General features: G+C 72.9%; 16 protein-coding genes. 8 read left to right on the top strand and 8 right to left on the bottom strand.

Annotation, left to right across the window (positions count from 1 at the left end):
- Position 1: 1 nt before the first annotated feature.
- A complete protein-coding gene (locus ABEA81_RS35280; protein ID WP_345611279.1) occupies positions 2–910 on the bottom strand; it encodes a carbohydrate ABC transporter permease in 909 nt (302 codons plus the stop codon).
- A 440-nt stretch (positions 911–1,350) separates the two neighbouring features.
- Between ABEA81_RS35280 and ABEA81_RS35275 the strand changes: the two genes are divergently transcribed.
- From ABEA81_RS35275 to ABEA81_RS35245, 7 genes are read left to right on the top strand one after another with little or no spacing between them, the layout of a single operon-like run.
- On the top strand, positions 1,351–2,118 hold the full coding sequence (locus ABEA81_RS35275; RefSeq protein ID WP_345611277.1) for an SDR family NAD(P)-dependent oxidoreductase: 768 nt from the start codon (positions 1,351–1,353) through the stop codon (positions 2,116–2,118).
- The gene (locus tag ABEA81_RS35270; RefSeq protein WP_345611275.1) at positions 2,115–3,185 is read left to right on the top strand and encodes a LacI family DNA-binding transcriptional regulator; all 1,071 of its coding nucleotides are present in this window, start codon (positions 2,115–2,117) and stop codon (positions 3,183–3,185) included. The genes ABEA81_RS35275 and ABEA81_RS35270 overlap by 4 nt, the downstream gene beginning before the upstream one ends.
- Before the next feature lie 8 nt (positions 3,186–3,193).
- The gene (locus ABEA81_RS35265; RefSeq protein ID WP_345611273.1) at positions 3,194–4,807 is read left to right on the top strand and encodes an FAD-dependent oxidoreductase; all 1,614 of its coding nucleotides are present in this window, start codon (positions 3,194–3,196) and stop codon (positions 4,805–4,807) included.
- Entirely contained in the window at positions 4,807–6,189 is a 1,383-nt protein-coding gene (locus ABEA81_RS35260; RefSeq protein WP_345611271.1) for an FAD-dependent oxidoreductase, read from the top strand. Before ABEA81_RS35265 ends, ABEA81_RS35260 begins: the two co-directional genes overlap by 1 nt.
- A 36-nt stretch (positions 6,190–6,225) precedes the next feature.
- Complete coding sequence (locus ABEA81_RS35255) at positions 6,226–8,355, top strand: hydantoinase/oxoprolinase family protein (RefSeq protein WP_345611269.1); 2,130 nt, start codon at positions 6,226–6,228, stop codon at positions 8,353–8,355.
- Entirely contained in the window at positions 8,352–8,981 is a 630-nt protein-coding gene (locus tag ABEA81_RS35250; protein WP_345611267.1) for a hypothetical protein, read from the top strand. Before ABEA81_RS35255 ends, ABEA81_RS35250 begins: the two co-directional genes overlap by 4 nt.
- A gap of 1 nt (position 8,982) precedes the next feature.
- Positions 8,983–10,257 (top strand): transporter, encoded by a 1,275-nt coding sequence (locus ABEA81_RS35245; RefSeq protein ID WP_345611265.1) that lies wholly within the window; start codon positions 8,983–8,985, stop codon positions 10,255–10,257.
- Here ABEA81_RS35245 and ABEA81_RS35240 read toward each other — a convergent pair.
- From ABEA81_RS35240 to ABEA81_RS35210, 7 genes are read right to left on the bottom strand one after another with little or no spacing between them, the layout of a single operon-like run.
- Complete coding sequence (locus ABEA81_RS35240) at positions 10,254–10,388, bottom strand: hypothetical protein (protein ID WP_345611264.1); 135 nt, start codon at positions 10,386–10,388, stop codon at positions 10,254–10,256. The two genes, ABEA81_RS35245 and ABEA81_RS35240, sit on opposite strands and share 4 nt — an antisense overlap.
- 53 nt (positions 10,389–10,441) lie before the next feature.
- Positions 10,442–11,401 (bottom strand): aldo/keto reductase, encoded by a 960-nt coding sequence (locus ABEA81_RS35235; RefSeq protein ID WP_345611263.1) that lies wholly within the window; start codon positions 11,399–11,401, stop codon positions 10,442–10,444.
- Positions 11,398–12,588, bottom strand: coding sequence for a mandelate racemase/muconate lactonizing enzyme family protein (locus ABEA81_RS35230; RefSeq protein ID WP_345611262.1), 1,191 nt, complete (start codon positions 12,586–12,588; stop codon positions 11,398–11,400). The genes ABEA81_RS35235 and ABEA81_RS35230 overlap by 4 nt, the downstream gene beginning before the upstream one ends.
- 10 nt (positions 12,589–12,598) lie before the next feature.
- Positions 12,599–14,524, bottom strand: a complete 1,926-nt coding sequence (locus ABEA81_RS35225) for a beta-mannosidase (protein WP_345611260.1) — start codon at positions 14,522–14,524, stop codon at positions 12,599–12,601.
- Positions 14,521–15,348: a carbohydrate ABC transporter permease gene (locus tag ABEA81_RS35220; protein WP_345611259.1), complete on the bottom strand. Its 828-nt coding sequence runs from the start codon at positions 15,346–15,348 to the stop codon at positions 14,521–14,523. Before ABEA81_RS35220 ends, ABEA81_RS35225 begins: the two co-directional genes overlap by 4 nt.
- Positions 15,345–16,253 carry a carbohydrate ABC transporter permease gene (locus tag ABEA81_RS35215; RefSeq protein ID WP_345611258.1) on the bottom strand — a complete coding sequence of 303 codons (909 nt, stop codon included), beginning with the start codon at positions 16,251–16,253 and terminating at the stop codon, positions 15,345–15,347. Before ABEA81_RS35215 ends, ABEA81_RS35220 begins: the two co-directional genes overlap by 4 nt.
- Before the next feature lie 12 nt (positions 16,254–16,265).
- Positions 16,266–17,510, bottom strand: coding sequence for an ABC transporter substrate-binding protein (locus ABEA81_RS35210; protein WP_345611256.1), 1,245 nt, complete (start codon positions 17,508–17,510; stop codon positions 16,266–16,268).
- Positions 17,511–17,706: 196 nt separating this feature from the next.
- Here ABEA81_RS35210 and ABEA81_RS35205 point away from each other — a divergent pair, with 196 nt between their 5' ends.
- Positions 17,707–18,651, top strand: coding sequence for a Gfo/Idh/MocA family protein (locus tag ABEA81_RS35205; RefSeq protein ID WP_345611255.1), 945 nt, complete (start codon positions 17,707–17,709; stop codon positions 18,649–18,651).
- Positions 18,652–18,839 lie beyond the last annotated feature (188 nt).

Below are 18,839 nucleotides of genomic sequence, written 5' to 3'. Positions count from 1 at the left end.
GCTACACCCCCGCCTTGGCGTCGGCGGGCAGCATCCGTTTCGTCAGCACGTAGATGATGACGAGGAACAGCGGGAAGAAGATGACGCTGACGGCCGACGACGCGCCGAGCTCCCTGCCCTGGATACCGATCTGGTAGGCGAGCATCGGGAACGTCAGCGTCGTGTTGACCGGGCCGCCATTGGTCAGGATGAAGATGAAGTTGATGCTGTTCGCCGTCCAGATCGTCGAGAGCAGGGTGGTGATGACGATCGCCGGGCGCAGCCAGGGAAGCGTGATGTGGAAGAAGCGCCGGAAGACGTTCGCGCCGTCGATCGACGCGGCCTCGTACTGGTCCGCCGGGATGGCCTGCATGCCCGCGAGGAACATCATCGTGTAGAACGGCGTGCCCTGCCAGATCACCACGAGCAGGACCGACCAGAGGGCCCACCGGGGGTCGGCGAGGAACTGGACGGGGCCGATCCCGAACAGGTCGCCCAGTACCAGGTTGAACAGCCCGTGGTCGCTCCCCTCGTACATCCAGCGCCAGGTCAGCGCCACGATCACGGTGGGCAGCGCCCACGGGACGAACAACAGCCCCCGCATCACGGTGCGGCCCCGGAAGCGTTCGTTGAGCAGGAGCGCCATGCACATTCCGAGAACGAGCTTCGCGCCCACGGCGACACCGGTGTAGAGAACCGAGGCGACGACGGACGCCCGGAAGACGCCGCCGTACTGTTCGCCGAACAGCAGATCCGTGTAGTTCGAGAGCCCCGCCCAGGTCGCCGGGGCACCGATGAGCTTGTGCTGGAAACTGAGCACGATCCCGTACGCGAACGGGTACGCGATCAGCGCCACGATGATGAGACCGAGGGGAGCGAGGAAAGTCCAGGCGAGCCGCCAGTCCCGCCCGAGCAGCGTGCCGCTTCTCACGGGGCGAACGAATTCGACATCGACAGTCCTCTTCGGCCTTCCTCGCCCGCGAGCCCCGCTGATTCCGCGTAGTGGAATGCAGTTTTGATTTCGGTCGCGGCAACATTAGGAGTCGGCCTGCACGGTGTCAACCGGTTCGATCATCGGCCGCCACTCGACGGCGACGGAGCGGAATCCGGACGCCCTCCGCGTTCCGGCCAGGGACCGCGATGACGACCTCGCCGCGGCCTCCCGCAGGTTCGTCGCCTCCCTGCCGCAGGCGTTCCGGGCCGAGACCGAGGCGGCGCGGGGGCTGCTGCGGCCCGTCACGATCCCGCTCGACGCCGCCCTGCGCTGCCCCCGGCGCACGCCCCGACCCGGGCTTGACACCGCCGGGCCCGAGACATCACAGTGGGCACCGGCCGATCTAAAGCGTATTAGACTCGTATTAGGTGCCCGCGATGAAGCCATGGCAGTCCTTCCGCCCCGACGAGTTCGCCGGCCGCGTCGCGCTCGTCACCGGCGGGGCGAGCAGGATGGGTCGCGAGACCGCCCGCGCCTTCGCCGCGCACGGCGCCGACGTCGTGCTCGCCGACGTCGACGCCGCCGCCCTCGACCGCGCGGCTGCCGAGATGCCCAAGGCGCTCCCGGTGGTCCTCGACGTGTCCGAGCCGGACTCCGTCGCGGCGGCCTTCGAGCGGATCGACGCCGCCTACGGGCGGCTCGACCACCTCGCCCACTGCGCCGCCGTGATCGCGGCGACCCGCTTCCTCGAGGCGGACGCGGCGCACTGGCGGCGGCTGCTCGACGTCAACCTGGTCGGGACCTTCCTCGTCACCCAGCAGGCGCTGCGCCGGATGCTCGACGCCGGGACCGGCACCATCGTCCTGGTCGCTTCCGACGCCGGCTTCCGGGGCGGCGGCGGGCTGATCGCCGACGCCCCGTACGCCGCGGGCAAGGCGGGCGTGCTGTCGATCGTGAAGTCGGTGGCCCGCGAGTTCGCCGGCCGCGGCGTCCGGATCAATGGGCTCGCGCCCGGCCCGTCGGACACCCCGCTGCACACCGGCATCTCCGCCGAGCTCAAGGAGCGGATCGCGGCCGGCCTCCCGATGCGGCGGATGGGCGACCCGGGCGACATGGCCGGGGCGATCCTGTTCCTCAGCTCGGCCGCGGCGTCCTTCGTCTACGGCGCCACGCTCGACGTCGACGGCGGGGCCATGCTCCGATGAGGAGGGCCACGGGAGCACGCAGGCCGCGTCCCCGGCAGGCCGACATCGCGAAGCTGGCCGGGGTCTCGCAGGCCACCGTGTCGCTGGTGCTCGGCGGGAAGCCGGACGTCGTCGGCATCGCCGCCGACACGGTGCGCCGCGTGCACGAGGCCGCGGACGAGCTGGGGTACGTCGCCGACCCGGCGGCACTGCGGCTCGCCCGCAGGCAGAACTACCTGCTCGGCGTGCACACCTTCAGCGCCACGTTCCCGGTGGACATCGAGAACTCCTACTACCCCTTCCTCGCGGGCATCGAGGAGCAGGCGGGAGCGCGCGGCTACGACATCGTGCTGTTCACCGGCTCCGCGCCGGAGAGCAGACCCGCGGCGGGGCGGGCCGGCGCGATCCACCGGCTGCGTCTGGCCGACGGATGCATCCTCTTCGGCCGCAGGGTGCCGCGCGACGAGATCGCGCGGCTGCTCGACGACGACTACCCCGTCGTCTACATCGGACGCCGCAACGAGCTCGGTGACCGGCTGCCCTACGTCGGCGCCGACTACGTCACGGCGAGCCGCGACGTCGTGCTCCGCCTCGCCGGGCTCGGCCACGAGAAGATCCGCTACGTCCGCGAGGAGGACGTCGCGCTGGCGTCCGAGGACCGCCAGGCCGGCGTGCTGCAGGGGCTGGCCGAGGCCGGGCTCACCGGCGTCGCGCCCCCGGTGCTGCCCTGCGCCGCCGAGGACGTCACCGCCGACTGGGTGCGCACCGAGGTCGACGCCGGGGTCACCGCCTTCGTCACCGAGGCCACCGACACCAGCGTGGTGGCCCGCGCCGTCGGCCGGGCGATCGCCGCAGCCGGCCTGCGGTGCCCGCAGGACGTCTCGCTCGCGATGCTCGGTGAGTACGTCGTGCAGCCCGCCGGGGAGCCGGTCACCACCGGGTTCGCCGTGCCGCGCCGCGAGATGGGCCGCGCCGCGGTCGACCTGATGATCGACCTGCTCGCCGGCGCACCCGTGCCCGCGCGGCGCAGGCAGTCCCTGATGGCCTGCGCCTTCGTCGCGGGCGAGACGACCGGTCCCCGAACCTGAGGAGAGAAGTGCTCGAACTGCGCGCTGACGTGCTCGTCGTCGGAGGTGGCCTGGGCGGGGTCGCCGCGGCCCTCGCGGCCTGCCGCGCGGGTCGCGACGTCGTGCTGACCGAGGAGACCGACTGGCTCGGCGGGCAGCTCACCAGCCAGGCCGTGCCGCCGGACGAGCACCCGTGGATCGAACGGTTCGGCGCGACGGCGTCCTACCGCGCGCTGCGCGACGGGATCCGCGAGCACTACCGGCGCTGGTACCCGTTGCGCGCCGAGGCCGCCCGGCTGCCGAACCTCAACCCCGGCGCCGGCCGCGTCAGCAAGCTGTGCCACGAGCCGCGGGTCTCGCTCGCCGTCATCGAGGCGATGCTGGTTCCCCACCGCGCGGCGGGCCGGCTCACGGTGCTGCTGGAGACCGTGCCGGTCGGCGCCGAGTGCGACGGCGATCACGTCGGCCCGGTCGAGCTCTCCGACCGCCGCGACGGCAGGCGGATCGTCGTCTCGGCGCCGTACGTCGTCGACGCCACCGAGGCGGGCGACCTGCTGGCCATGACCAAGACCGAGTACGTCACCGGGGCCGAGGCGCAGACCGACCACGACGAGCCGCACGCGCCGGCCACGGCCGACCCGCAGAACATGCAGGGGTTCACCTTCTGCTTCGCGCTCGACCACCGGCCCGGCGAGGACCGCACGATCGACCGCCCGGAGCGGTACGACTTCTGGCGCTCCTACCGTCCGGAGTTCTGGCCGGGGCCGCTGATCGGGCTGCTGGCGCCGCACCCGCGGACCCTGGAGCCGACGCCTCGGCACTTCGCGCCGAACCCGGGCGACGACCCGCTCGGCGTCGTCGCCGACCAGAGCAAGGCAGCGGGCGACCTCGACCTGTGGCTCTTCCGCCGCATCCTCGCGCGCGACCTGCACTCGCCAGGGGCGTTCGCCTCCGACATCGCACTGGTCAACTGGCCGTTGAACGACTACTGGCTGGGCAGCGTCATCGACGTCGAGCCCGACGTCGCGGCGCGCCACCTGGCCGACGCCAAGCAGCTGAGCCGGTCGGTGCTGTACTGGCTGCAGACCGAGGCGCCCCGCCCCGACGGCGGCACCGGGTGGCCCGGGCTGCGCCTGCGCGCCGACGTCACCGGCACCGCCGACGGCCTGGCCAAGGCGCCCTACCTGCGGGAGTCCCGCCGGATCCGGGCGCTGACCACGGTGACCGAGAACGACGTGTCGCTGGCCGTGCGGGGCGCGCACGGCGTGCTCGTGCGCGAGGACTCGGTCGGGGTCGGCAGCTACCACCTCGACCTGCACCCCTCGACCGGGGGCGACAGCTACATCGACCTGGAGAGCGTGCCGTTCGAGATCCCGCTCGGCGCGCTCGTGCCGCAGCGGGTGCGCAACCTGCTCCCCGCCGCCAAGAACATCGGGACGACCCACATCAGCAACGGCTGCTTCCGGCTGCACCCCGTCGAGTGGAACGTCGGCGAGGTCGCCGGCCTCCTCGCGGCCCATTGCGTCGAGACCGGCGGCGAACCGCACCAGGTGCACGCCGACCGCGACCGCAGGGACGAGTTCACCCGGCTCCTCGAGCGCAGCGGCGTCGAGCGGCACTGGCCGGAGATCAAGGGGTACTGATGACGATCACCTACGCACGCGAGCTCGACGTCGCCGCCGACGTCGACGTGCTGGTCGCGGGCGGCGGGCCGGCCGGGATCGCGTCCGCGGTGGCGGCGGCGCGGGCCGGGGCCCGCACCCTGCTGGTCGAGCAGTACGGCTACCTCGGCGGGAACCTCACCGCCGGGCTCGTCGGCCCGTGCATGACCTCGTTCTCCCTCGACGGCGAGCGGCAGCTGATCCGGGGCGTGTTCGACGAGTTCGTGCGGCGGATGGCCGAGCGGGGCGACGCGCTGCACCCCTCGCAGACCAGCGCGGGCGACGAGTACTCCGGCTTCATCGTCTACGGGCACGACAAGGTCACCCCGTTCGAGCCGGAGGCGGCGAAGACGGTGGCGCTGCAGATGTGCCGGGAGTCCGGCGTGGAGCTGCTGCTGCACTCGTTCGTCGCCGACACCCTGGCCGAGGACGGGCACGTGCGCGGGATCGTGGTCGCGAACAAGAACGGACTGCAGGCGCTGACCGCCCGGGTCACCGTCGACGCCACCGGCGACGGCGACGTGGCCGCGCGGGCAGGCGCCGAGGTGCGCATCGGCCGGGAGTCGGACGGCCGGACGCAGCCGATGACGCTGTTCTTCCGCGTGCGGGGCGTCGACGACGACCGCGTCGTCGAGTACATCCGCACGCACCCGGACGACCGGCGACCGTACGCGGGGATCGTCGCGGCGGCGCGTGAGGCCGGCCGGTTCCCCTCGCCGCGGATGGGCGTCGGGATGTACAAGACGATGCGGCCGGGGGTGTGGCGGATCAACACCACCCGGGTGCTGGGCCGCGATGCCACGCAGGTGCGCGACCTCACCGCGGCCGAGATCGAGGGCCGTGACCAGGCCATGGCGCTCGTCGACTTCTTCCGCGCGGAGCTGCCCGGGTTCGAGGAGTCCTCGCTGCTCGACACGGCCGCCACCGTCGGCGTGCGGGAGAGCAGGCGGATCATGGGCGACTACGAGCTGTCCATCGAGGACCTGCAGACCGGCCGCCACTTCGACGACGTGATCGGCCTGTGCGCGTACCCGGTCGACATCCACGACCCGAGCGGCGCGGGCGGCGGGATCGCGCCGTCGTACGCCACCGCCAACGCCTACGAGATGCCCTACCGCAGCCTGCTCCCCCGCGGGCTCGAGGACGTGCTCGTCGCCGGGCGCTGCGTGTCGGCCACCCACGAGGCGCTCGGCGCGATCCGCGTCATGCCGCCCGCGTTCGCGATGGGCGAGGCCGCGGGCACGGCGGCGGCGCTCGCGGTCGCGGGGGGCACGTCCCCGCGGTGCGTCCCGGTGCCCGAGCTGCAGCGGCGGCTGCGCCGGCAGGGCGCCTACCTGGGCGAGGAGTCCCTCTCCCTGGCCTGACCTACCTCCACCTCGACGAAGAGGAGTGGTGCCCGGATGAAGACACCGATCAGGGTCGGCATCGACGTCGGAGGGACCTTCACCGATGCCGTGGCGATCGATGCCGCGAGCCTCGAGCTGATCGGGACCGCGAAGGTGCTGACCACGCACCGGCACCCCGACGGGGTGGCGCGCGGGATCATCAACGCGCTCAAGGAGCTGCTGGAGAACTGCGGGCGCAGCGCCGACGACGTGGTCTTCCTGGCCCACGGCACGACGCAGGCCACCAATGCCCTGCTGGAGGGCGACGTCGCCACGGTCGGTGTGGTCGGCCTCGGCCGCGGGCTGGACGGCTGGCGCACGAAGGCCGTGCGCCACCTCTCCCGGCTGGAGCTGGCGCCGGGCAAGCACCTCCCGCTGACCTACGCGCACGCCAAGGCGTCCGCGCAGGTACCGGACGCCGTGGCCGCGGTGCACCGGGCGGGCGCCGAGGTGGTGGTCGGGGTGGAGGCCTTCAGCGTCGACGACCCCGACGGGGAGCTGGCCGTCGTCCGGGCCGCGGAGTCGCAGCGGCTTCCGGCCACCGCCACGCACGACATCAGCAAGCTCTACGGGCTGAAGAAGCGGGCCCGCACCGCCGCGCTGAACGCCAGCATCCTGCCGCGGATGCTCGGCACCGCGGAGCTGGTGCGCAGCAGCATCGACCACGCCGGCATCCACGCGCCGCTGATGGTGATGCGCTGCGACGGCGGCGTGATGTCGCTGGACGAGATGCGCCGGCGCCCGCTGCTGACGATCCTCTCCGGACCCGCCGCGGGCGCCGCGGGCGCGCTGCTCGCCGAGCGGGTCAGCGAGGGCGTGTTCCTGGAGACCGGCGGGACGTCCACCGACATCTCCGTCATCCGCGACGGCCGCGTCGCCGTCGCGTACGCGAAGGTCGGCGGCTACGCGACCTACCTCAAGTCCCTCGACGTGCGCACGGTCGGCGTCGGCGGCGGCTCGCTGGTCCGCGTCTCCGGTGGCCGGGTCACCGACGTCGGGCCGCGCAGCGCGCACATCGCCGGCCTGGACTACGGCTGCTTCGCCGATCCGGACCTGCTGCGCGGCGGCCGGCTGGAGACGGCGCGGCCGATGGAGGGCGACCCGGCCGACTACGCCGTCGTCGTCACCGACCGCGGCCGGTTCGCGATCACCGTCACCTGCGCCGCGAACGCGCTCGGTGTCGTTCCCCGCGGCGACTACGCCCACGCCGAGCCGACGGCGGCGCGGCTGGTGATCGAGCCGCTCGCCGCGCGCCTGGGCTGCTCGGTCGACGACGCCGCGCGGCAGATCCTCGACCGCGCCACCGGCCGGGTCCGGGAGGTCGTCGACGAGATGGTCAAGGACTACCGGCTCGACCGCGAGAGCATCGAGCTGGTCGGCGGCGGTGGCGGCGCGGCCACCGTGACCCTCCACCTGGGGTCGACGATGGGCCTCCCGGCCCGGATCGCCGCCCACAGCTCCGTGATCAGCCCGATCGGGGTGGCGCTCGCGCTGGTGCGCGACACGGTCGAACGGGTCATCCCCGCCCCGACGCAACAGGACATCCTCTCGGTCCGGGCGGAGGCGGAGCGGGCGGTCCTCGCCCAGGGTGCCTCACCGGCGACCGTCGAGGTCGAGGTGTCGATCGACCCGCAGCGCAACGTCGTCGCCGCCGTCGCGACCGGTGCCACGGACATGCACACCCGGGCGCCGGCCGACGCGACCGACGACGCAGCGGTCGAGGCCGCCGCCCGCAGCATGCACGTCGACGCGGCCGTGGTGCAGCGCGCCGCGACCACCCCGCAGTTCCGCGTCTACACCGCGGTCCGGGCGCGCGGCGGCCTGGTCGGCAGGGTGACCCGGCCACGGCATCCCGTGCGTGTCGTCGACGCCGATGGCGTCGTCCGCGTCGGCGCCCCGGACGCCCACGTGCGGGCCACGACCGTCGGGGAGGCGCGGGCAGGCCTGGCGAAGGTCCTCGAGGAGTTCACCTCGTACGGCGACAGCGGCGCCCGGGCGCCGGCGATCCACCTGCTGGTCGGCGCCCGGGTGGTCAACCTCGCCGGCATGACCCACCCCGACCAGGTGCTCGCGCTCGCCGACACCGAGCTCTCGGGGCGGGCCGACGAGGAGGACGTCGTGCTCGTCGTCGAGGAGCGGTCGTGAACCCGGAGATGATCACCGGGGTGCCGGAGCGCCGGTGCGCCGAGCTCGCCGGACGCTCCGACGCGGACATCGGTGGTGAGCTGCTCGGGCGGCTCGCCGTGCACTCCGCGGTCGACCACGACACCCTCGCCCGCTGGGCGGACTCCGCGCTCACCTTCGGCCGCGAGCTCGCCGCCACGGCGAACGGGAACCCGGACCTGGACGTCACGGAGCGGACCGGCGGCGTCGAGCCCGGGCGGCGCATCCTGCTGGCCGAGTACCGCAGCCGGCCCGCCGGCGTGGTCGTCTACACCGACGCGGTCGAGCGGGCCGAGTCGCTGATCGACGAGGTGGGCTGGCGGGAGTGGTACCCGGCCGGCTCCGTGCGGGCCGCGGCCGTCGCGCACGAGACCGCCCACCAGCTGCTGCACGGCCCGGCCGCCACGCGGCTGCGCAGGCGCGTCGGCAAGGTCGCCCTGCGCCTCGGCTCCTGGACGGTGCACGCGCACGTCGTGGGTGCGCCCGAGCTGGCCGCCCACGGGTTCGCCGCCGCCGCGGCCGGCCTGGCCCGCACCCCGGTCCTGCTCACCGCGGCACTGGGCGAGCTCGCCGCCGCGCTCCGACACCCAGCCGAGAGGGACGTCTGAGATGGGTATCGCGATACTCCTGGTCATGGCGGTCGGCGTCGGCGTGATGCTGACCCGCAAGGTGCCGACGGCGTTCGTGCTCGTCCTGCTCAGCGTCGTGATCGGCCTCATGGCCGGGGCGCCGCTGATGGGCGAGAAGAACAGCATCACGACGACCGTGCTGCAGGGCGGCGCCGTCGCACTGGCCGCGACGATGGCCGCCATCGTGATCGGCTCATGGCTCGGCTCGATCATGGGCGAGACCGGCATCGCCTCGACGCTGATCCGCAAGACGGTCGAGCTCGGCGGCGACCGGCCCTACGTCGTCGCGCTCGGCGTGTTCGTCGTCGGCATCATGGTCGGGACCGTCACCGGCTCCGCCCCCGCCGCGATGCTGGTCGGCATCATCGGCATCCCCACGATGATCGCGATGGGCGTGCCCCCGATCACCGCAGCCGGCACGGTGGTCTTCGGCATGTGCGCCGGCATCCCGTTCGAGCTGATCTCCTGGCAGTACCTGTCGCAGACGCTGGAGATCCCGGTCGACACCGTGCGCGACTTCCAGCTCACGCTCTTCCCGATCGTGCTGGTGATCGGCATCGCCTACGTCGTGATCGAGTCGCGGCGCCGGGGCGTGCAGCACGCGTGGGCCGCGATCGCGCCGGAGCGGGCGTCCCGGCGCCGCACCGGCGAGGCACCGTGGTACTCGCTGATCACGCCGCTGGTGCCGATCGTGCTGGCGCTGCTGCTGGACGTCCCGATCATCCCCGCGCTGCTCGTCGGCGTCTGCTACGCGCTGGTCACCACCACCCGGCCGAACCGGCTCGCGGTCGTCGGGCTGAAGACGCTGCACCGCAGCTTCGACACCGCCGTCCCGCCGCTGCTGCTCTTCGCGGCGATCGGCATCCTGCTGGCGGCGGTGAAGCTGCCCGGCTCGGTGGAGGCGCTGCGGCCGATCGTCACGGCCGTGATCCCCACGAACCCGGTGCTGTTCGTGGTGATCCTCGGCGCGCTCACGCCCCTGTGCCTCTACCGCGGCCCGTTCAACGTCTACGGCATGGGCGCGGGACTGGCCGGCGTCCTCATCGCCAGCGGGGCCTACGCGCCGCAGGCCGTGCTCGGCGTGATGGCGTCGTACAACCAGACGCTCGGGGTGTCCGACCCGACCAGCACCCAGACGGTGTGGAGCGCCGGCTACGCCGGGGTGCGGGTGGAGCGGGTGATGCTGCAGACGCTGCCGTACACGTGGGTGATGGCGGTGGCCGGGCTGGTCCTGACGGCGGTGCGGTTCCTCTAGCCGGCGAGTGCCAGTCGCTCGCGGACTTCGGGGATCACATCCTTCACGCGCCAGCACCTCTCCGGCGGACTGCCCTCGTACCGGCTGGTGAACACGAACGCACCGATGCGGACGTCCTGATGGTCGCTCATGGCAGGATCCTCGCCGCCGCACCGACCGGAGGGCTTGGCGGAACGGGAACCGGCTACCGGGTCGCGCCGGCGGCGAACCTCGCGACGACGGAGTCGACATCGCTCCACAGCTGGTCCGGGATGGGCAGCGTGGCCAGCTCGACGCTCTCCGCGATCCGTTCCGGGCGGGAGACGCCGACGACCGTGGTGGCGATCCGGGGGTCACGCGTGGAGAACTGCACGGCGGCCGCGCCGAGCGGCACGCCGCAGGCGGCGCAGAGCCGCTCGATCTCCCGGACGGCGGCGAGCAGCTCCGGCGCGGCCTCCTTGTAGGCGTACCGGGTGGTGCTCGCGGCACCAGAGGCGAGGATGCCGCCGCCGAACACCGCGGCGTTGGCCACCCCCACCCCGCGCGCCACGGCGTCGTCGATCAGCGGGCCGGCGGAGCGGTCGACCAGCGTCCACCGGTTGTGCGTCAGCACCACGTCGAACGCATCGGTGGCGACGAACTCGCGCAGCATGTCGACCGGGCCCCCCGCGACCCCGATCGCCCCGGCGATCCCCTCGTCGCGCAGCCGGACCAGCACCTCCACCGGCCCACCCGGCGCCATGGACTCGGTGAACCCGATGTGTTCCGGGTCGTGCAGGTGCAGCAGCGGCACCCGGTCGAGCCCGAGCCGCTCGAGGCTCTCCTCGATCGAGCGCCGCATCCGGTCACCCGTGAACTCCCCGGTGTCGAGGTCGCGGTCCAGCTTCGTGGACAGCACGTAGCCGTCGGGCAGCCCGCCGATCCGGCGCAGCGCCTCCCCGACCCGGCGCTCGGACTCGCCGCGGCTGTAGGAGTTCGAGGTGTCCAGGGCGTTCACCGGTCCGGTCAGCGCGGCGACGGCGGTGGCGACGCCGCGTTCGGCCGGGACCTCGTAGCCGAAGTTCCCGGGCATCGACCCCAGCGGGCCGCCGCCGATCGTCAGGGGCGTGATCTGCAGCCCGGTGCGTCCGAACGGGCGGCGGGGCAGGTCCGGTGAACCGGTCATGCGAAGAAGTCCTCGTCCTCGGGGCGGAGGTGGGCGGCGGCGGCCTCGCGGTCGAACTCGACGCCGAGCCCGGGCCGGTCCCAGACGTCGATGAAGCCGTCGACGACGATCCGCTCGGGCAGGCCGGTGACGATCGAGTACCACCAGTCCGGCTTCGCCACCGGGTACTCGAACGCGATGAAGTTGTCCGGCAGCGTGGCGCACACCTGCACGAGCGCGGCGAGCCCGAACACGCCGTCCAGCACGCCGTGCGGGGCGATCTGGACGCCGTGCAGGTCGGCGTACTCGGCCACCCACTTCAGCTCCGCGATCCCGCCCACGTCGCACGGGTCGGGCCCGACCACCCGCACGGCCTGCGTGGAGATCAGGTCCTTGAAGTTCTGCCGCAGGTAGATCTGCTCGCCGGTGTGCGTCGGCGTGCTCGTGGCGACGGTGACCTCGCGGTACTGCTCGGCGTGCACCCACGGGACGTAGTCGCCGGTGAGCAGGTCCTCCACCCACATGAGGTTGAGCGGTTCCAGTGCGCGCAGCAGCCGGATCGCGTCAGGCACGGTGAAGCCGGGGCCCGCGTCGAGCGCCAGCCCGACCTCGTCGCCGAGCACCTCCTTCATCGCCTCGACGCACGCGATCGTGTGCTTGAGGCCCCGCTCGGTGAGCGGCCCGCGGTCGGGGTGGCGGGGGCCGGTGCGCAGGTCCCCGTAGAAGAAGCCGGGGGTGCTCGCCGCCATCGGGCCGTGGTAGGCCACCCCCTCCTTGATCAGCGTGAAACCCTCGGGGGCGGCCTTCATCTCCGCCATGACGCGCGCGTAGTCCTCCGGGCCGTAGCCGTCCCGCTGCGGGCGGACACCGCCGTTGTAGACGCGCACCCGGTCGCGCACCTTGCCGCCGAGCAGCTTGTACACCGGCAGGCCCGCGGCCTTGCCGGCCACGTCCCAGAGCGCGATCTCGATCGCCGACACGGCGCTGCCCCACGGCTTGAACCCGGCGAAGCGGCGGATCTTCAGCAGGCAGCGCTCGACGTCGGTGGGGTCCTCGCCGACCAGGAAGTCGCGGTACATCTCCACGACCGGGCGCATGTACGGCTTGGACGACTCGATCTCGCCGAACCCGTCCACGCCCTCGTCCGTCACGATCCGCACGATCGGGCTCGCGCCGATCACCGCGCACCGCAGATCGACGATCTTCATCGGCTCCTCCTCATCGTTCGCCCGTCACCCCCAACACCCGCACGCCGAACGGCTCCAGCACCACTCCGCCCGGGTCCACGGGCTCCCCCGTCACCGCGTCCACGAGCTCGGCGGCGATCTCCACCTCGACTGCGCCGCCGTCCCCGTGCTGGCTGACGATCCAGACGAACCGGCGGCCGTCCGGGTGGACCAGCTCCTCGGCGTGCACCAGCGGGTCGCGCACCGTGACCGCCGTCCGCACCCCGGCCTCGGCCGCGAGCGCGCGGTAGAGCCGGGCGGTGTCCTCCGGGTTGACGCCGGGGGTCGCCGCCGCGAAGTGCTCCACCGGGTAGGTGCCCAGGACCATCCGGCCCTCCCCCACGCGGCGGCTCAGCAGTGCGGGCCGCCCTTGCGCGTCGGCCAGCAGCACCTCGGCGTCGACCGGGCGGACCGGCAGGTAGGACCGGGAGTTCTCGGTGCCAGCGGCCCGGAACGTGAGCCGCTCGCCCGCAGCGAGGTCACCGAACGGCTTCTCGACGGTGAGCTCGACCTGCCCGGACACCGGCTCGACCAGCCCGTACCGCAGCTGGTGCTCCACCCCGAAGATCCGGTTCATCTCCGCCCACCACGGCCCGCGCTGCCAGCTGTGCTCCCCCGCGCAGTAGGAGACGTAGACGGTGGCGCCTGCGGCGGCGAGCTCCTCCAGCCGCGTCCACGTGGGCGCGAGCAGCGCCTTGGTGGACGGCACGAGGTAGAGCCGGTGGCCGCCGTCGATCCCGTCCCGCTCGCGGACGAGGTCCAGCGGCAGGTCGGCCTCCCACGCGGCGATCCACGCCTGCCGCAGCGACCGGAAGACGAACGGCCCGTCCGCCGCCGGGGTGAGCGGGTGGCGCTGCTCGAGGTAGGAGGAGACGAGCAGCGCCGCGTCGGCGGGCGGCCTGCGCAGCCGCGCCACGTCGACCGCGCGCAGGACCCGGGAGAACTCGGCGAGCTCGCGCAGCGCCGGCTTGGGCCTGCCGTCGGAGTCGGTGAGGCCGAAGTAGAGCTCGAAGGCGTGGTGGCGGTAGGGGTCCCGGTCGGCGATGTGCCCGTAGTCGGTGTTGTTCCAGGCCAGCCACCCCCGCGCACCCGCGAGCAGCGACGAGTGCAGGACCTGGCGGTAGTAGTGCGCCGCGTTCGCGTCGGACACGAACGCCGACGTCACGCCGAACTCCTCCAGCACGACCGGCAGCCCGGCGAAGCCGAGCAGCCGGCAGATGAACGCCGCGGTGAGGAACTGGCGGCCCTGGTCGTCCTCCATCCGGTACACGTGAGGGCCGAGGAAGTCCACCAGGGGTGCGACGTCGCGGACGTGGAAGCCGTTGTCCGAACCGGTGACCTCGATCCCCCACGCCCCGTCGCCGAGCGAGACCGGCTGCGTCCCGCCGCCCGCGCGGACCGCGGAGACCATCAGCTCCGCCCACGCGGCCACGGCCTCGCGGTCCTCGGGACCGCCGCGGGTCTCCGGGCGCCCGTAGATCGGCATCTCGTTGGAGACGAGCCATCCGACGACGGCCTCGTGACCACCGACGCGGCGCACCATCTCGCGGATGAACCAGGACTGCCGGGCCACCAGCCACACGTCGGTGTAGAGGTCGCGCCCGCCGCGCCACGGCGGGTCCCAGTTCTCCCCCGACATGTGCCCGACGAGGAACGTCGGGATCGTGCCGAGGCCGCGTTCGGCGTGCTGGTCGAGGAACCGCAGGTACGCCGCGACCTTCTCCTCGTCGATCCGGTCCGGCTCCGGCATGAAGTCCGGCCAGAAGAAGAAGCTGCGGGTGGTGTCGAGGCCATGGGCGGCGAGCGTGTCCAGCTCCTCGGCCACCGTGCCGGCGTCGTAGTCGGCCCACATCCGGGGACCGCCGGCCCGGGACCAGTAGTTGACCCCCAGCCACAGCGTCCGGGACGCGTCGGTCAACCCTTCACCCCGCCGCTGGCCAGGCCCCGCACGAAGTACTTCTGCAGCGCGATGAACGCGATCACCACCGGGACGCTCAGGACCACCGACGCCGCCATGGTGGATCCCCAGTCGACCTTGAACTCGGAGGCGAACTCGGTGAGCGCCACCGGCGCGGTCCGCGCGGTCGTCGACGAGGTGAGCACCGACGCCAGCACGAACTCGTGCCACGACTGCAGGAACGCGTACATCCCGGCGGCCGCGAGGCCGGGCGCCGCGACCGGCAGGGTGACGTAGGTGACCGCGTCGAACCGCGTGCCACCGTCGATGAGGACGGCCTCCTCCAGCTCGATCGGGATGGCCGCCACCTGGTTGCGGATCATCCACGTGACCAGCGGCACCGTGATGACCAGGTGGGCGATGGCGATGCCCGCGATCGTGTCGAGCAGCCGCATCGCACCGATCATCTCGTAGAGCGGCAGCAACAGCACGGTGATCGGCACCATCTGGCCGAGCAGGATGAACAGGGCGATGGGGCGCGCCGACCGGAACCGGAAGCGCGCGAGGGCGTAGCCGACGCTCCCGCAGAGCAGGATCGTCATGACGGTGACGAGCAGCGCGGCGAGGATCGAGTTGAGGAACGCCCGCGGCATCGAGGAGTTGGTGAACACCTCCACGTAGTTGTCGAGCGTCCAGGTCCCGGGCAGCAGCGACGGCGGGATCGCGAAGATCTCGTCGCGCGGCTTCAGGGACGTGAAGGTCATCACCGCGATCGGCGCGAGGGTCCAGATCGCCATGACGGCGATGCCGAGCCACGTGGCCGTCGCGAGCACGCGCCTGTTCATGACGCCGCCTCCTCCATGTCGCCCCGGACCGCCCGGACGTAGATCACCGCGAACACCATCGAGACGACGAGCTGGATGAGCGCGACCGCGGAGACCATCGCGGCGTCACCGGTCTGGAACGCCTGGTAGATCAGGATCGGCAGGATCGTCGATGCCCCGGCCGGGCCGCCGCCGGTGGCCACCCAGATGATCGTGAACGAGTTCAGCGCCCACACCACCATGAGCAGGGCGGCGAGCCCGGTGGTGGTGCGGATCGCCGGCAGGATGATGTAGCGCAGCACTGCGAGGCCGCCCGCCCCGTCCATCCGGGCCGCCTCGACGCGCTCCTCCGGGATCGAGGTCAACGCGGCCGAGACCATCAGCATGATGAACGGCGCGGTGAACCACACCTGCACGACGGCCAGCGCGATCAGCACGACCGACGGGTCGGACAGCCAGCCGACCGGCTCGGCGATGAGCCCCGCCTGCAGCAGCCAGTGGTTGACCAGCCCGTAGTCGACCGAGAAGTTCCACTTCCAGACGGTGGCGCCGACGACGTTCGGGATGATCCACGGGATCATGAACAGGCCGCGCCAGAAGCCCGCCAGGCGCAGGTACCGCGAGTGCATCAGCAATGCCGCCGCGTGCCCGACCACGAGCGCGCCGACCACCGCGACGACCGTCCACACCGCGGTGTTGAGCAGGACGCGCACGAAGTCGGGCGAGGCGACGAGCCGGCCGAAGGCGGCGCGGCCGTCCCCGCTGATCGCGCGCTGGAGAACCGCCACGACCGGGACGACCGTCAGGCCGGCCATCACGATCACGGCGGGCAGCGTGAGGGCGAGCCCCGTGCGGCGCCGCCCGCGCGCGGCGCGCGCGGCCGGTGTCGGGTGCGCGACCGTGGCGGCCGCACCGGCTGCAGTCATCGTCATCCTCCTTCAGCCGGTCGGCCCGAGCAGCCGGTCCGACTCGGCCTGGATGGCGCGCGCGCCGGCCGCGGGTGTGGTCCGGCCGAGCGCGACCGCCTGGATCGTGCTGTAGACGAACGGGTTCATGGCCACCCAGGCCGGGTCGTTCGGGGGAGGCACCGAGTGCTCGGCGAGCTGCTCGTAGTGCGGCTGGCGGTACTGGTCGTGGAACTGCGGTGCGCCGCCCGCGCTGATGCGGGCCGGGTAGGTGATGGTCAGCCGGGCCATGTTCGCGGGCCGGGCGAGGAACTCGACCAGCCGCCGGGCACCCGCCGGATTCTTCGCCTCGGCGGGCACGAGGTAACCCCAGCCGTCCGCGGCCTGCAGGCCGGGGCCGTCCGGACCGGGCGTGAGCGCGGTGCCCACGTTCATCCCGGCGTCGAGCTGTTGCTGCACGTCGAACACTCCGCCCAGGTACATCGCGATGCGCCCGTTGATGAACAGCTCCCGTACCTCGGTGTTGTCGACCTCCAGGGAGCTGCGCGAGGCCCAGCCCTCCGCGACGGAGCCGCCGACGATCTCCAGTGCGGCCTGCGACGACGCGAGGTCCAGCCGGGGGACCCCGTTCTCCACCCTGGCGCCCGCCGACAGCGCGAACCCGAGGTAGCGCCGCACGAGGTCCTCGGCCGCGCCGCTCATCGGCCACGCCGTCGCGGTGACGTCACCCGAGGTGAGCTTCCGGGCGTCCGCCACGAGCTCGGCCCACGTCGTGGGCGGTCCCGCGATCCCGGCCGCCGCGAAGAGGTCCTTGTTGTAGATCAGCGCGACGCAGTCCCACCGGTAGGGCACCGCGTAGGTACCGGTGTCGTTCGTGACCGCGTCCAGGGCACCGGGGATGAAGTCCGAGCGAGGTATGTCCGGCCCGTAGAGGTCCGAGAGGTCCGCGAGCGAGCCCTTCGCGATGTAGGTGCGGGTCCGGGACGCCAGCTCGGTGATGACGTCGGGCGGGTCGCCCGAGTCCAGGGCCACCGAGATCTTGTTCGCCATCGTGTCGGACGTCGTCTCGACCATCTCGACCGACAGGTCGGGGTTCTGCGCCTCGAACTCCTGGACCAGCTCGGTGGCGACCGGCTCGTCCCAGTTGGGCACCCACCACGTCACGGTCCGGGACGGGTCCCGGCCGGTGCCCACCGAGTAGGCGATCGTGGCCGCCACGCCGAGCACCATGGCCGCGGTGACGCCGATGAACGCCGCCGTTCTCCCGCGGATCCTCATCGTGGTCCGCTCCTTCCGGGCGCCTCGTTGCGAAACCGGTTTCCGGGAATTGCAGCATCACCGGGTGCGGGGAGCACTCCCAGGTTTCGATCGGCGCCACCCGGGGTCCAGGGCGTCGAGTAACCGGTTTCGCGACCGTAGCACGCCGGCCCGATCCCCCGACAGCCGAGCCCCGCGCGCGTGATTTGCTGGCCGCATGGCAGTGCGCACCGGCGTCATCGGCACCGGGAGGTGGGCGAGCGACACGCACGCCCCCGCCCTCGCCGCCCACCCCGACATCGAGTTCGCCGGTGTCTGGGGACGCGACCACGCGAAGGCCCGGCGGCTCGCCGAGCCGCACGGCGTGACCGCGTTCCTCACGCTCGACGAGCTCCTCGCCGCCGTGGACGCCGTCGTGCTGACGGTGCCGCCGACCGTCCAGCCGGAGATCGCCGTCCGGGCCGCCCGCGCCGGCACCCACATGCTGCTGGAGAAGCCGCTCGCGCTCGACCTGCCCGCCGCCCGGCGGATCCGCACCGCCGCCGAGGAGCACGACGTCGCCGGGCTGGTCTTCCTCACCTCCCGCCACCGGCCCGAGCAGCGCGCGTGGATCGCCGCCGCCCGGGAGCGGGGCGGCTGGCACAGCGGCCACGCCAGCTGGCTCGCGAGCCTCTACGACCCGGCCGCCGCCCGCGACGCGACCGACTGGCGCCGGGCGAAGGGCGCGCTCTGGGACGTCGGACCGCACGCGCTCTCCGTCGCCCTCGGCGTGCTCGGCCCGGTCGGCGAGGTCGTGGCCCGGCCCGGCGCCGGCGACACCGTGCACCTCGTCCTTCAGCACGGCGTCCTTCAGCACGGCGTCCTTCAGCACGCACCCGGACCCACCAGCACCATGACCCTGAGCCTCACCGCCCCGATCCAGCAGAGCCTGTTCACGGCCGTCGGGACGGCGGGCGCGCTGCCGATGCCGACGCCGCTGTCCACGGTGGAGACCGCCGCCGCGACCGCGCTCACCGACCTCGCCGCGATGGCCGCCACGGGCGAGCGGGCCCACGCCACCGACCTGCGCTTCGGGGAGGAGATCGTGGAGGTGCTGACCGCGGCCGAGCGCTCCCTCGCGCACGGCCGGCCGGTCACGTGCGCGGAGGTCCGGGACGGCTAGTGTCCCCCGCCGGAAGTCCGTTGGCCCGCCGAATTATTCGGCGGACTTCCGGCGGGGGGCACTAGTAGGGCTTTGTTAGGTCGGTGCGGGGTAGGGGCGTTTGCAGGTGTGGCATGCGCCGGTCCAGATGCTGAGGAGGGTCTGGAGTTCGCGGAGGACGGCGTAGAGGGTCAGGCCGGCGCAGGGGC

The sequence above is a fragment of the Pseudonocardia adelaidensis genome, assembly GCF_039543345.1.
In the GTDB taxonomy this organism is placed as follows: Bacteria; Actinomycetota; Actinomycetes; order Mycobacteriales; family Pseudonocardiaceae; genus Pseudonocardia; species Pseudonocardia adelaidensis.
The sequence above is the reverse complement of the archived record's forward strand: the minus strand, read 5'-3'. Positions and strand labels throughout refer to the sequence as shown.